12 protein-coding genes are annotated in these 14,255 nt (G+C 68.3%); 5 read left to right on the top strand and 7 right to left on the bottom strand.

Annotation, left to right across the window (positions count from 1 at the left end; genetic code table 11):
* Window positions 1–25 precede the first annotated feature (25 nt).
* Window positions 26–1,828, bottom strand: coding sequence for a P-loop NTPase family protein (locus ACWF99_RS31565; RefSeq protein ID WP_378637445.1), 1,803 nt, complete (start codon window positions 1,826–1,828; stop codon window positions 26–28).
* 44 nt (window positions 1,829–1,872) lie between these two features.
* Window positions 1,873–3,966, bottom strand: coding sequence for a hypothetical protein (locus ACWF99_RS31570; protein ID WP_452538170.1), 2,094 nt, complete (start codon window positions 3,964–3,966; stop codon window positions 1,873–1,875).
* Between the two features lie 285 nt (window positions 3,967–4,251).
* Between ACWF99_RS31570 and ACWF99_RS31575 the strand changes: the two genes are divergently transcribed.
* The 3 genes from ACWF99_RS31575 to ACWF99_RS31585 are packed head-to-tail and all read left to right on the top strand — an operon-like array spanning window position 4,252 to window position 6,694.
* On the top strand, window positions 4,252–4,683 hold the full coding sequence (locus tag ACWF99_RS31575; protein WP_378637441.1) for a hypothetical protein: 432 nt from the start codon (window positions 4,252–4,254) through the stop codon (window positions 4,681–4,683).
* A 35-nt stretch (window positions 4,684–4,718) separates the two neighbouring features.
* Window positions 4,719–5,411: a response regulator transcription factor gene (locus tag ACWF99_RS31580; RefSeq protein WP_452538171.1), complete on the top strand. Its 693-nt coding sequence runs from the start codon at window positions 4,719–4,721 to the stop codon at window positions 5,409–5,411.
* Window positions 5,408–6,694 (top strand): HAMP domain-containing sensor histidine kinase, encoded by a 1,287-nt coding sequence (locus ACWF99_RS31585; protein ID WP_452538172.1) that lies wholly within the window; start codon window positions 5,408–5,410, stop codon window positions 6,692–6,694. Before ACWF99_RS31580 ends, ACWF99_RS31585 begins: the two co-directional genes overlap by 4 nt.
* 20 nt (window positions 6,695–6,714) lie before the next feature.
* Here the strand turns inward: ACWF99_RS31585 and lepA are convergent, their stop codons facing one another.
* Entirely contained in the window at window positions 6,715–8,589 is a 1,875-nt protein-coding gene (lepA, locus tag ACWF99_RS31590) for a translation elongation factor 4 (RefSeq protein ID WP_378637433.1), read from the bottom strand.
* Window positions 8,590–8,714: 125 nt separating this feature from the next.
* On the opposite strand from lepA, the gene ACWF99_RS31595 reads away from it, so the two are divergent.
* On the top strand, window positions 8,715–9,266 hold the full coding sequence (locus ACWF99_RS31595; protein ID WP_358187042.1) for a type II toxin-antitoxin system PemK/MazF family toxin: 552 nt from the start codon (window positions 8,715–8,717) through the stop codon (window positions 9,264–9,266).
* A gap of 54 nt (window positions 9,267–9,320) precedes the next feature.
* Here the strand turns inward: ACWF99_RS31595 and ACWF99_RS31600 are convergent, their stop codons facing one another.
* From ACWF99_RS31600 to ACWF99_RS31615, 4 genes are all read right to left on the bottom strand, one after another.
* On the bottom strand, window positions 9,321–10,097 hold the full coding sequence (locus tag ACWF99_RS31600) for an aquaporin (RefSeq protein WP_378657195.1): 777 nt from the start codon (window positions 10,095–10,097) through the stop codon (window positions 9,321–9,323).
* A gap of 66 nt (window positions 10,098–10,163) precedes the next feature.
* Window positions 10,164–11,006 carry a transglutaminase family protein gene (locus ACWF99_RS31605; RefSeq protein ID WP_378637428.1) on the bottom strand — a complete coding sequence of 281 codons (843 nt, stop codon included), beginning with the start codon at window positions 11,004–11,006 and terminating at the stop codon, window positions 10,164–10,166.
* Window positions 11,003–11,980 carry an alpha-E domain-containing protein gene (locus tag ACWF99_RS31610; protein WP_101463949.1) on the bottom strand — a complete coding sequence of 326 codons (978 nt, stop codon included), beginning with the start codon at window positions 11,978–11,980 and terminating at the stop codon, window positions 11,003–11,005. The genes ACWF99_RS31605 and ACWF99_RS31610 overlap by 4 nt, the downstream gene beginning before the upstream one ends.
* A gap of 4 nt (window positions 11,981–11,984) precedes the next feature.
* Window positions 11,985–13,610, bottom strand: a complete 1,626-nt coding sequence (locus tag ACWF99_RS31615; RefSeq protein ID WP_378637741.1) for a circularly permuted type 2 ATP-grasp protein — start codon at window positions 13,608–13,610, stop codon at window positions 11,985–11,987.
* Window positions 13,611–13,918: 308 nt separating this feature from the next.
* Here ACWF99_RS31615 and rpsT point away from each other — a divergent pair, with 308 nt between their 5' ends.
* Window positions 13,919–14,179: a 30S ribosomal protein S20 gene (rpsT, locus tag ACWF99_RS31620; RefSeq protein ID WP_056821462.1), complete on the top strand. Its 261-nt coding sequence runs from the start codon at window positions 13,919–13,921 to the stop codon at window positions 14,177–14,179.
* Window positions 14,180–14,255 lie beyond the last annotated feature (76 nt).

The raw sequence follows: 14,255 nt of genomic DNA on the forward strand, positions 1-14,255 counted from the left end.
GTGTTTCGGCCCACCCGGCGCCCGCTCAGTAGGCGAGGCGTTCGGCGCGGGCGCGTATCCCCGCCACCGTGCGCAGGCCCGCGTCGATCTCGGTGATACGCAGTTCCCGATGGTCGCCGTAGCGCAGGCCCGTCTCCTCGGCGGCGCGCAGGGCCTCGTCGGCGGTGCGGCCCACCTCGGCGGCGATCTCGGTGTAGTGGTCGCGCAGCACACGTTGCAGGGAGCGAAGGCGGTTACGCGATTCCTTGCCCACCTGGAAGATCACGTCGTCGGCCAGCCGCGCGACGGCCACCTTGGCCTCGGCCTGCCTGCGATGCTTGCGGTTCTTGCGGTCGTCCCACAGCGCGTTCACACCGAGCAGCACACCCGCGCCGGCGGAGTACCAGTTCACCAGCGACATCCCGAGCAGGCTGGTGGCCAGACCGACCATCAGGATGCCGCCGTAGGAGCCACGCAGCGCGGTGAGCAGCTGCTGTCCCACACCGGCTTTGGCACTTTCGAGGGGTTCCAGCGGCTGCACCGGCTCGAGGACCTCGCCCGGGTTGGTCAGCCGCAGTTCGGGCAGCGGCGGGGTTCGGTTGTCGGGCGGGAACTTCGAGGCCACCTGCTCGGTGAGCTCGACGGCGCGGTAGTGCGCCATCACGAAGTTCTCCTCGACCGCCTCGCAGATCCGCGCGTCCAGTTCGGAGGCGAAATCGGACCACTTGCGGGCAGGGTCGGTGCGGGTGATCTCGGCCTCGGCCTCGCGGACCAAGGTGCGCAACCGGTGCCGCAGATCGTGTTCGATGTCGGCGCTGAGCTCGGAGCTGCCGTCGACGAGGGTGACCTGCCAGGTGGCGGTGCGCTGTCGCAGCTGATCGGCGGTCGTGCGCGCGGCGGCGAGGCGCTGGGTGATCTCGGCACGCCTGCGCGGGTCGCGCAGCGTGTCCGACTCGGCCCGCAGGGTGACGGTGAGCTGGTCGGTGATCAGCGCGATATCGCGCACCGCGGCCGTCACGGCCACCGAATCGGCCTGGGCGACAACGTATTCCCGCAGGTGATCGATGAGCTGGGGTACGCCTGACTCGGCATCACGCTGCTGGTCGCCGCGCTCGGCGGCCTCTCGATGCAGCAGACCGGAGACGGGAGCCACCGCGAAGTTCAGCCCGGCACCGTCGAGCAGCGCGCGATTGCGTCGCTGGGTGAGCGACCAGTGCGGGTTGCGGTCGATCTTGGTGAGTACGCAGACCACCGACGGGCACACCTGCTCGACCCGGCGCAGGTAGTCCAGCTGCGCCTCGGTGAGCTCGGCGGCGGAGTCGGCGGCGTAGAGCACGACATCGGCGGCGGCGATCATCGACCAGGCGGCCGCCTCGTGCGCGGTCGAGCCGGGCGCGTCCATCACGACGAGACCGTCGGCCAGCAGCCCACTCGGCTCGGCGAACTCGGCGCGCAACACACCGAGTGCGGTCAGGGCGGGAAGCGGATTCAGTGGGTCGACCGGCACCCGTTCGACGCGGCCACCCGGCGCCGACTTCACCAGCGTCGCCTTCGGCGCCTGGCCGTATTCGACGATCACCGGAACGCTCGGCTTGCCCTCGGTGGCACTGACCGGCGACCCGACCATGCTGTTGACCAGCGTGCTCATCCCCGCCTGCGGTTCGCCGACGACGACGATCCGGACCCGCGGATCGCTGAGCCTGGCCCGCACCATGCCGAGACGGGCATCGAGGTCGTTACGGCCGCCCGAGCGGACCAGTTCCCGCAGTTCGTCGACCAGCGCGACAACGGGAGCCATCACATCCGGATGCTTCACCGTCGCGGTCTGCAGTCCGGCTGCGGCAGACACCTGTTCCTCACTCTCGTCGCATCGACACGGCCGAAATCGTCGTGTCAGACCACGAAGTCATACCCGTGGTGCTCGATGGGAAACGCGGCTGCGTGCAAATCACCGCCACCCAAGCCCGTATCGAACAATCCGGCCGAAACGCCATGGTAGCCGCTGTCGTGCTGGTCGAACTCGGCGGCGATCGGCTTGGTCTCGATGACCGGGGGTTTTACCGGCGCGACGGTCGGCTGCACGGTGACCGGCGGCGGGGTGACCACCGTCGGCGGGTCGATGTCGACGGTCGGCTGCTTGGTCGGCGGATCGATGGTCGGCTGCTTCGTCGGCGCCGTCGGCTGCTGGGTGGGCACCGACGCACTCGTGTGCGGGGTGGTCTGGCTGGGCACATCGACGGTCGGCGTACTCCCCCCGGTCGAGGGGGTCGTCACACCGCCGGTGCTGGTCCCCGGCTTGGTGGTGAGGTCGTCGTCGGGAGTGGTCGGCTTGGTCGGAGCGGTCGAGCCGGTGTGGCCGGTCGGCGGCACGGTGATCGGCACCGTGGTGACGTCGGGCGCGGTCGGCGCCGTGACCGTGGGCACCTTCACCGTCGTCGGGGTGTCGAGGTCGACAGTCGGGACCTTGGAGGGAACCGTCACCGGCACGGTCGTCGGGGTGTGGCCGCCACCGGAGACTTCGGGCAGCACAACGGGTTTCGTCGGGGTGGGTGGGGTGAACAGCGCGGGCACCGAGGCCGCCGGCGCGGTCAGCGGCGACACGGCTTGATGACCGAACACATTCGCGATCGGGGTGGAGGCCGCGTCGGGCTGAATGGTGGTCTGCAACGGCGTGCTGACCACGGGGTTGACCGCCACCGGCGCGGGCGCGGCGGGGGCGACAGGCACGGGGGCGATCGGGGCAGGCGCGTGCGCGGGAGCCGCCGCGAACGGTGTCGCCGGGGCGGGTGCGGGAGCCGCGATGGCCGGTGCGGGCGCCGCGAGCGCCGGTGCGGGCGCCGCGAGCGCCGGTGCGGGCGCAGCGGGCGCCGTCGTGCCGGGCAGGCCGACACCCGACGAGGACGAACCGGGCAGGCCGGGAGCGCCCGACGACGAGTTGCCCAGACCGGTTCCGCCGGACGAGGAAGTGCCGAGGCCGGACCCGGCCGGCGTGGTGCCTGCGGTGTCACCGGGGACCTTCAGCCCGTCACCGAGCCACTGGCCGTAGTCGTCGAGCTGATCGCCGACCTGGCCGACCTGCACGTCGACCTTCATCTGCGAGGTGGCCCACACGCCGTCGAGCCCGACGTGGACGTCGACCTGCCAGTCGGTGGTCACCATCGCGCCGACGCCGTCGAACATGCCACCGATACCGTCGAACGCCCCGCCGAGGTTGCCGATCCCGTCGAATATGCCGCCGGGCGCGCCGGCGCCGGCCGAATCGCCACTGGGCAACCCGACGCTGTCGTAGCCGGGGATGCCGAACCCGTTGCCGGGCAGACCGTCGTAGCCCGGAATGCCGATACCGCCGCCGGGCAGACCGTCGAAACCGGGCAGACCGTGGCCGGTGCCGGGTAGCTCGAACCCGGGAAGGTTGCCGTGGCCCGGCAGACCTTCGAAACCGGGCAGATCGAAGCCGGGATCCGGGGTGGTGCCGGGCAGCGGGTTCGGGGTGTCGTGGTACCCCGGTCCGGCGGGCGTGTGCCCGTAGCCCGGTATGCCGATACCGCTGGACGGCTCGTCGCTGCCGGGGATCCGGAATTCACGATCACCGTCGGAGCCGGGAACCTCTGGGCGCCGGGGGGATTCGTCCGTCGCCGCGACCATCGACACGTCGGGCTTGGGCGGCGCGGCGAATGCCGTGTGCGGAATCACCGGGGCAGGCGGGGGCTCGACGGCCAAGTCGGGGAAGGTCACGATCGGGCTCGGTGCGTCCGGGCTCGGATCGGTGGAGACGGTCTGCTGCGACCAGCCCGCGTACCTGCTGTCGGCATTGCTGGTGCCCGGCTCGCGTGTGGTCCCGTTGGCCGCGACCAACGCGCCACCGGTGACATAGGCGCCGGCCCTGGCCACCCGGGCTACGCCGTTGGCGATCCGGTAGGCCGTGTCCGACCCCTCCGACCCCTCTGCGCGCGCGGCACCGTCATCGAAAGGCAGATCACGCGTCATCAAAGCTCCAACACTCGCATCGCTGTGGTTCCCCACCACAAACAGCGGCGAAGTGAGGCCCATCCAACACTATTTCCCGGACATCGGCCTGTCATTTCGTGCAGGCCGGTTGGTACCCCGCTCACCTTATGGCGAGCAACATCTTTCGGCGAGCCCGGGGAATCAGGGGCGCGCACGATCCCAAGAGAACTCTAACGAATGCTCAACGGAGCGTGAAGATCGGAACCCTAGCGTCGGTGCGGTCGACCGAGAAGGTCGGTGAAACGCACAGTCAGGAGCCCGATCATGACCGCACTCTCCACCCGTCACCGCGTCAAGGCCGCCGCACTACTCGGCGGTGCCGCCGTGATCACCGCCACTGTGGCGGGCGTCGCGTCCGCCGATCCGGGCGAGCGCCCCGACGACGGCCGGGCAACCACGATCATCTGCACCGCGCCGGGCGGCGGGGACGTGCCCGGTCTACCCCCGCTGCCCGCCGAGCCCGGAATCCGTCTCGAACGCACCGTTCCCGGCGCGCCCGGCCAGGAAACCGGGCGGATCCACATCGAGCGCGCGGCCCCGGGCAGGCCCGCACCGTCGATGGACGGTCCCGTGGAATGTCAGCGGATCCACCCCGATGGTGAGCGCACCATCGTCCCCGCGCCCGGCGGCTTCGCCGACGTCGTCCCGGCCCCGGCGACCGGTTCTGCCGATACCCAGCCCGCACAACCGTTCTGACCAGCATAAACAGCGGAAAACACTAGGGTGAGTGCATGACGGGACAGCAGATCTTGGTCGTCGACGACGAGGTCCGCGTGCTCGCGTCGCTGCGGCGCGGCCTCGAGCTCTCAGGCTTCGAGGTGATCACCGCGCCCGACGGCGCTCGCGCACTCTCCCTGGTGGGAACCGCTGCTCCCGACGCCATGGTGCTCGACGTGAACATGCCCGAACTCGACGGCGTCGGGGTGGTCACCGCCCTGCGCGCGATGGGCAACGACATCCCCATCTGTGTACTCAGCGCGCGCAGCGCGGTCACCGACCGGATCGCCGCGCTCGAGCGTGGTGCCGACGACTATCTGACCAAGCCGTTCGATCTGGGCGAGCTGGTCGCGCGGCTGCGCGCGCTGTTGCGGCGCAGACCGGTCACCGCCGCCTCGTCGGCCGACACGATCCAGGTCGGCGAGGTGATGATCGATCTGAGCGGACATCGGGTGCACGCGGGTTCGGCACCGGTCGAGCTCACCAAACGCGAGTTCGAGCTGCTCGCGATGCTGGCGCGCAATGCCGGAATCGTGCTCGGGCGCGAGCAGATCCTGTCGACCGTCTGGGGTTACGACTTCAGCACCGACACCAATGTGGTCGATGTGTTCGTCTCGTATCTGCGCCGCAAACTGGAGGCCGACGGTGTCGCGCGGGTGGTGCACACCGTGCGCGGGGTCGGGTTCGTGCTGCGGGATCAGCCGTGAAGTCCTCATGGTCGTTGCGGGTTCGGGTCGCGCTGGTGTCGGCGGCGGTGGCCGCACTGGTCGCGGTCACCCTCGGACTGACCTACGCCGCGCTGCTGAAGGTGACGGGTACGAGCCAGCTCGATCAGACCGTGTCCAGCATGCGGGTACAGATCGCGCAGCGCTACGACGGCGCGCCCGCGGAGCCACCCGGACTTCAGGAACCCTGGACCCCGGTTCCGTTGCCCGCCACCGGGATACCGCGTGAGCGCACCCTCGTGGTCCCCGGCGCCCCACCCGATGACGCGCTCGCCCAGGTCCAGGGCGCCCCGGGAATGCTGGTCCGGCTCGATCCCGATCGCGACCTCGTCGACGCCGCTATCACCCGCAGCCAGCTGATCGGTCTCGGCATCGGGGTGGCCGGGGTGATCGTCGCCGCCGTATTGGGTTGGGTGCTGGCCGGATTCGCCGCCCGCCCGCTGCGCAGGCTCGCCACCGCCACCCACGAGATCGACACACTCGACGAGTTGCCGCCGCTGTCGGGGCGCGGCGCCAAGGAGGCCGAGGAACTCTCCGACGCGATCAACCGGATGCTGGCACGCCTCGAGACCGCACACGGTGAGACCCGGCAGGCACTGGCCAGTGCCCGCGACTTCGCTGCCGTCTGCGCCCACGAGCTCCGTACTCCGCTCACTGCCATGCGCACCGACCTGCAGGTGCTGTCCGGCACCGAACTGCCCGCCGACCAGCGCGGCATCGTCCTCGCCGATGTGCTGGCCGCCGAGGGCCAGATCGAGCGCACCCTCACCGATCTGGAACGCCTCGCCGTCGGCGATCTCACCGATCACGGCGCGTTCGAACCGTTCGAACTGTGCGAGACCCTCGACCGCGCGGTGCAGAACGCCCGCCGCGCGAATCCCGGCGTCGACGTCGCCCTCACCGCCTGCGATCCGGTCCCGGTACACGGGCTGCCCGGCGGGATCATGCTGATCGTGACCAACGCGGTCGCCAACGCGGTGCTGCACGGCCAGGCCACCGAGGTCGCCGTCGCCGCACGGACTACCGGCAGCGGCGCCGAGATCACCATCGACGACAACGGCACGGGCATACCGGCACACCTGTCCCCCACCGCTTTCGACCGCTTCGCCAAACGCCCCGGCTCTCCCGGCTCCGGTCTCGGCCTGGCACTGGTTCGCCAGCAGGCCGAGTTGCATTCCGGTACCGCCGAACTCGCCCACAGCCCGCTCGGCGGCGTCCGCCTGCGGGTGGAAATAGCTCAGGCGCCGGTGAGCACCGGCGCCTGAGCGGTCGTTCTGGGGCTTGCCTACTTCTTGGGCTTGTCCGAATCCGAGGACAGCGCCGCCACGAAGGCTTCCTGGGGGACCTCCACGCGACCGATGGTCTTCATGCGCTTCTTGCCCTCCTTCTGCTTCTCGAGGAGCTTGCGCTTGCGGCTGATGTCGCCGCCGTAGCACTTGGCGAGGACGTCCTTGCGGATCGCCCGGATGTTCTCGCGGGCAATGATCTTCGCGCCGATCGCGGCCTGGATCGGTACCTCGAACTGCTGACGCGGGATCAGTTCGCGCAGCTTGGTCGTCATCTTGTGCCCGTAGCCCTGCGCGGCGTCGCGGTGCACGATCGCGCTGAACGCGTCGACAGCCTCACCCTGGAGCAGGATGTCGACCTTCACCAGATCGGCTTCCTGCTCGCCCGCCTCTTCGTAGTCGAGGCTGGCGTAGCCGCGGGTGCGCGACTTCAGCAGGTCGAAGAAGTCGAAGATGATCTCGGCCATCGGCATGGTGTAGCGCAGCTCGACGCGGGTCTCGGACAGGTAGTCCATGCCGCCCAGCTCGCCGCGACGCTGCTGGCACAGCTCCATGATCGAGCCGATGAACTCGCTCGGCGAGATGACGGTGCACTTCACGATGGGTTCGTACACGTGCCGCGACTTGCCCTCCGGCCAGTACGACGGGTTGGTGACGACGTGTTCGGTGCCGTCCTCCATCTCCACCCGGTACACCACGTTGGGTGCGGTGGAGATGAGCTCGAGCCCGAACTCTCGCTGCAACCGCTCGCGCGTGATCTCCATGTGCAGCAGACCGAGGAAGCCACAGCGGAAGCCGAAGCCCAGCGCCACTGAGGTCTCCGGCTCGTAGGTGAGCGCGGCATCGTTGAGCTGCAGCTTGTCCAGCGCGTCACGCAGATCCGGATAGTCGGAGCCGTCGACCGGGTACAGACCGGAGTAGACCATCGGTCGCGGCTCGCGGTAGCCGGTGAGGGCTTCGGTGGCGCCGTTGCGGGCGCTGGTGACGGTATCGCCGACCTTCGACTGGCGCACGTCCTTCACGCCGGTGATCAGATAGCCGACCTCGCCGACGCCCAGCCCCTGGGTGGGCTTGGGTTCGGGCGAGACGATGCCGACTTCCAGCAGCTCGTGGGTCGCGCCGGTCGACATCATCTTGATCTTCTCGCGCGGGGAGATCTTGCCGTCGACCACGCGGATGTAGGTGACCACGCCCCGGTAGGTGTCGTAGACCGAGTCGAAGATCATCGCGCGAGCCGGTGCGTCGGCGTCGCCCACGGGAGCGGGCACGGCTTCGATCACCTTGTCCAGCAGTTCGGTCACGCCGACGCCGGTCTTACCCGAGACACGCAGCACGTCGCCCGGCTCGCAGCCGACGATGTGGGCCAGCTCGGCGGCGTAGCGATCGGGATCCGCGGCGGGCAGGTCGATCTTGTTGAGCACGGGAATGATCGTGAGATCCTTCTCCAGCGCCAGATACAGGTTCGCGAGAGTCTGCGCCTCGATGCCCTGGGCGGCGTCGACCAGCAGGATCGCGCCCTCACAGGCCTCGAGCGCGCGGGAGACCTCGTAGGTGAAGTCGACGTGACCCGGGGTGTCGATCAGGTGCAGGACGTACTCGGTGCCGTCGACCTGCCACGGCAACCGCACGTTCTGCGCCTTGATCGTGATGCCGCGCTCACGCTCGATGTCCATCCTGTCCAGGTACTGGGCACGCATGGCCCGCTCCTCGACCACACCGGTCAGCTGCAACATCCGATCGGCCAGGGTCGACTTGCCATGGTCGATGTGGGCGATGATGCAGAAGTTCCGGATCCGGGACGGATCGGTGAACGTCGTATCGGCAAAACTGGAAGCCACTCCACTCCTCGCGGGGTATAGGCGAACTGCGCCCATCGTCCCATGCGCCCAGCTACACCACTCGCACCGGTGCACCCGACCGTGAGTAGACCTTGTCATTCCGCCGAACCCGGGCCCTGTCACCGATGCACCGAAGTGCGAGTCGGCGTTATATTTCACAGATGGCCAGCAGTTGGAACAGTCTCGGCAAGCAGCTCGGCGTCATCGCCAAGGAGCAGGGGCCCAAAATCGTGCGCAAGCAGGGGCCACGACTGCTCGAGAAGCTGGTGGACGCACTGGCGACCAAGCCGGGACCCGCCGTCGCGGTACGCCCGACGGCCTCGACCCCCGTGCCGACGGCGCATCGCGCCCGCCAGATCGTCTACTGCCCGCAGCTCGACGGACGCGCCGACCCCGGGGAGATCGTGTGGACCTGGGTGCCGTTCGAGGAAGACCCGACCAATGGCAAGGACCGGCCGGTGCTGGTGGTCGGGCGCGACCGCAAGACTCTGCTCGGACTGATGCTGTCGTCGAAGGCCGACCGAGCCCACGACCGCAACTGGGTGGGCATCGGCACCGGGCCGTGGGATCACGACGGCAGGCCGAGCTGGGTACGGCTGGACCGGGTACTCGATGTGCCGGAGGACGGCATCCGGCGCGAGGGCGCGATCGTCGAGCGCAAGACCTTCGACCTGGTCGCGCACCGGTTGGTAGCCGAATACAGCTGGAGCTGAACACCATCGAACCCCGATCCGGGCATCCGGATCGGGGTTCGATGGTGTTCGTAGCTAGGAGTGCACGTTCTTGGACCGGCCGAAGATCAGGCCGTAGAGCAGTGCGCCCAGCGCCCCGCCGATCAGCGGGAACACGATGAACGCCCATATCTGCCCCATCGCCCCGTCCTGATACGGCGCGACGCCCAAGCTGCGCGCCGGGTTCACCGAGGTGTTGTCGATCGGCAGCGAGACCAGGTAGATCACCGTGAGCGTGACGCCGATCGAGAGCCCGGCCAGCGGCACGTCGGAGATCTGATCGGTCGAGGCCAGCACCACGAATACCAGCAGCGCGGTGAGCATCACCTCGATGATGATGGTGGCCGCCAAACCGTACCCGTTCTGCACCACCACCTCACCGAGCGGACCGGTCACCGCCGACGGACTGTGCGCACCCCAGCCGTTGGCGCCGAGACCGTCGACCGGGCGGTCGTAGGCGGGCAGGTTGTTCGCCAACGCGAACAACACGAGGCCGGCGAGGAACGCGCCGACCAGCTGGGCGATCACATAGCCGACCGCACCGATCGCGCTGATCCGCCCGAGCAACATGTGCCCGAGCGTCACAGCCGGGTTGACGTGGCAGCCCGAGATCGGCCCGATCGCGTAGACCAGGAACATCAGCGACAGTCCGAAGGCGAAGGCGACCCCGAGCGGGCCCACCCGATCGCCCGTCAGCACCATCGTGCCGACGCCACAGATCACGAGGATGAAAGTGCCGAGCCCCTCGGCCGCCCACTTCTTCGGCTCCGGGACGACTTCGATTTCGACGAGTTCCTGTGCAGTGGGAGACATCGGCCGCCACCTCTCCGGGAGGAATCAACCCCGCGGCGAGCGGGGTCCGCACGAGCCTCTCGGACACTACGCGAGCCGGGTGACCTCCACAACGACCTCCAGGTCTGTCGAGCCGCCGCCGGAGAACACGCCTTTCAACGGCGGCACATCGGCGTAGTCACGACCCACGCCGACCGACACGTGCTGCTCGTTGACGGCGAGATTGTTGGTCGGGTCGTAGCCCCACCACTGCCCGGTCCACGCCTCGATCCACGCGTGCGACTGGCCCGCCACTGTTTCGCCGATCGCCGCACCCGGCTTCGGATGCAGGTAGCCGGACACGTAGCGACTGGGAATTCCCATGCTGCGCAACAACACCAGCGTCAGGTGGGCGTAGTCCTGGCACACACCGCGACGTTCGGCGAAGGCCTGCAGCGCCGAGGTGTGCACCGAGGTCGTGCCCGCGATGTAGTCCATCTCCTTGTGCACCCACTCGGCCGCGCGCACCACTGCCTTGGCCGGCTCCTCACCGCGCGATAGCTGACGCGCCACCGTCGACAGTTTGCGATCGCGCGGCACATAGGCGGTGGGACTGAGCATTTCGTCGAACCGGTCGACGACCCGCCCACCCTGCAGTTCGTCCCAGCTCAGTTCCTCGGTGGGCTCGGCGAACGGTTCGGTCTCGACCACCGAGGACCCGGTCACCTCGAGTTCGGTGTGCGGTGCGTGCAGGTCGAAGGCCGTGACCGCGGTGCCCCAGTAGTCGGTGTAGCGATAAGCCCTTGTGGCGGGCACGGTTTCGACGCGATTGAGGATCACGTTCTGCCTGCTGTCGGCGCGCGGGGTGAGCCTGGCCTCGTTGAACGAGCGCGTCACAGGCGCGTCGTAGACATAACCGGTGGTGTGCACCACCCTGATCCGCCAACTCATAGCTCTCCCTCTACCTGCACGCGGCTGTCCTGCTTGCTGCGCACGTCGGTCCACGCCACCCACGGGGCGGCATGGAAGTACTGGCGTGACACGGCTTCACTGAGCTCACGGCACGATTTCTGCAGGGCGAGCAGGCGGCTCTGCAGATCTTCCAACAACACTCCCGGCGGCAAGAACTCGAGTTCACTGCGCGCGCGTCCGAGCACTCGTTGCGCCTCGTGCCGCGCGCCGACGCGACTGCCCGGCCGCTGATCGAGCTCGGTCAGGCAGGCCTCGGCGACGCGCAGCGTGTGGAACACCGAACGCGGGAACAGGCGGTCGATCAGGATGAACTCGGCGACTCTGGCGGCGTCGAGGGCGCCGCGATGGGTGCGCAGGTAGGTGTCGTGCGCGCCCGCCGAGCGCAGCACCGTCACCCAGGCGGGCGAGGAGGTCTTGTCACCGGCGCGCGAAAGCAGCAGGCGCACCATCATGTCCACGCGTTCGATGGATCGCCCGAGCAGCAGGAAGCGGTAGCCGTCGTCACGACTCAGGGTCGAGTCGGTCAGTCCGGTGAACATCGCCGCCCTTCCCTTGATGTAGGAGAAGAACTCGTGTGGACCGAGGCCACGTGCCGCCCGCTCCGCCGCGGCCATGCCGTTGTAGGTGGCATTGAGGCACTCCCACATCTCACTCGAGGTGACTTCGCGTGCGCCGCGGGCGTTCTCGCGGGCTTTGGTGATGGAGTCACTGATCGAGACGCCGTGGTCGTGGCTGTAGGCGACGAGATCGGTGACCGACCACACGTCGAGGCGAAGGCCCTCGGGCGGTTCGATCCCGAGCACCTTCAGCAGCACGCGAGACGTGCGGTCCGCGTCGACGGTGGCGTCTTCGAGCAGTTGGTGCACCGCCACGTCCAGGATGCGCGCTGTGTCGTCGGCGCGCTCGACGTATCGGCCGATCCAGTAGAGGGATTCGGCGTTTCGAGCAAGCATGTCTCTATTCCCCGATCAACCGCTGTGTCTGCTGCTGTTGCTGCTGTTGCTGATTGGCCTGCGGCGTGCTGAGTTCGCGCCCGAGCTCGAACGAATCCGCTTGCGGCGGTTCACTGACCAGTTCGGGTCCGGCCAGTTCCCGGTCGACCGACCCCGCGCGCCCGGCCAGCACCCAGGTGTCCTTGCTGCCGCCGCCCTGACTCGAGTTCACCACCAGCGAGCCCTCCGGCAGCGCGACCCGGGTGAGACCGCCGGGCAGCACCCAGATGTCGTCTCCGTCGTTGACCGCGAACGGGCGCAGGTCCACGTGGCGGGGCGCGAGATCGTCACCGATCTTGGTCGGCACCGTCGAGAGCTGCACCACCGGCTGGGCGATCCAGCCGCGCGGGTCGGCCTTGATCTTGCGCTTGATCGCCTCCAGCTCGCGCGGCGAGGCGTCGGGCCCGATCACAATGCCGTAGCCACCGGAACCCTCGACCGGTTTGACCACCAGTTCACCGACCCGGTCGAGCACCTCCTCGCGTTCGTCGTCCAGCCAGCAGCGGAAGGTGTCGACGTTGGGCAGGATCGGCTTCTCGCCGAGGTAGTACTCGATGATCTTGGGCACGTAGGTGTAGATGAGCTTGTCGTCGCCGACACCGTTGCCCACCGCGCTCGAGATCACCACATTGCCCGCGCGGGCGGCGTTGAGCACGCCGGCGACGCCGAGCACGGAATCGGGGCGGAAGTGCATCGGGTCGAGGAAGGTGTCGTCGATGCGCCGGTAGATCACGTCGACCTGACGCTCTCCCGCCGTCGTGCGCATATAGACGACGTTGTCGCGGCAGAACAGGTCGCGACCCTCCACCAGCTCGACACCCATCTGCCGGGCCAGCAGCGAATGCTCGAAGTAGGCGGAGTTGTGCACGCCCGGCGTGAGCACCACCACGGTCGGGTCGACCTCGTTGGGCGCCGCGGAGGCCCGCAGCGCGCGCAGCAGGTGGCCCGGATAGTCGCCCACCGCGCGCACCCGATGCGAGGAGAACAGATCGGGGAAGACCCGGGCCATCGTGCGCCGGTTCTCCATCACATAGGACACCCCCGACGGCGACCGCAGATTGTCCTCCAGCACCCGGAAGTCGCCCTTCTCGTCGCGGACCAGGTCGATGCCCGAGACGTGGATGCGCACGCCGTTGGGCGGGACCAGCCCGGCAGCCTCGCGGTGGAAGTGCTCGCACGAGGTGACCAGACGCTTGGGGATCACCTGATCACGCAGGATGTTCTGCTCGCCGTAGACGTCGGCCAGGAACAGCTCCATCGCGGTGACCCGCTGTTTGATGCCGCGTTCGAGCTTGGCCCACTCCGCGGCGGCGATCACCCGCGGCACCAGATCCAGCGGGAACGGGCGCTCCTGGCCCGACAGGGAGAAGGTGATGCCCTGGTCGATGAACGCGCGGTCCAGCGCGTCCGATCGTTTGGCCAGGTCATCGACGTCATTGGCCGCCATCGCGGCGTGGATGCCCTTGTAGGGCGCCCGGACCTTTCCCGACGCGTCGAACATCTCGTCGAACGCGTCGGCGAAGCGGCCGGGGCCATATCCCTCGAACAATCCGGTGTGGGTGGCTGCCGGATGGCCGTTCGTTCTCACCATCGCCGGTGATGCAGATCGAGCCGTACTCGGCGCAGTGGTGGAGGTCATGACAAAAACTGTGCATCACCCGGCAGCAGGGTCGTGTGTGACACAGGTAAATTCTTTGCATCACCTGAAACGGGTGAAATCGGCGTCGTCTCCCCGGTCGACCGGATGAGGGCCGATTTCGCCGGGGGGTGGCGAGCTGGTAACCTCGATCTTCGGCGCGGTGTTACCCGTAGTTCAGCACCATCTGCTGCATCGTGGGCGCGCGCCCGACGAGCTTTCAAGGAATACCACCCAGCGACAGGAAACCAGAGGATACAGGCGTGGCCAACATCAAGTCCCAGATGAAGCGGATCCGTACCAACGAGGAAGCGCGCAAGCGCAACCAGTCGGTCAAGTCCGCGCTGCGCACCGCGATCCGCAACTTCCGTGAAGCTGCCTCCAGCGGCGACAAGGAAAAGGCTGCTGAGCAGCTGCAGTTCGCGAGCCGCAAGCTCGACAAGGCCGCGTCCAAGGGCGTCATCCACGCCAACCAGGCGGCCAACAAGAAGTCCGCGCTCGCGCTGGCTCTGAACAAGATCTGATCGACGGCGAGCCTGGCGCTCGCTGGCATACTTCGCAAGACGCAGCCGCCGTGGCCTCGATGACCACGGCGGCTTT

The organism is Nocardia sp. NPDC055002, assembly GCF_053608825.1.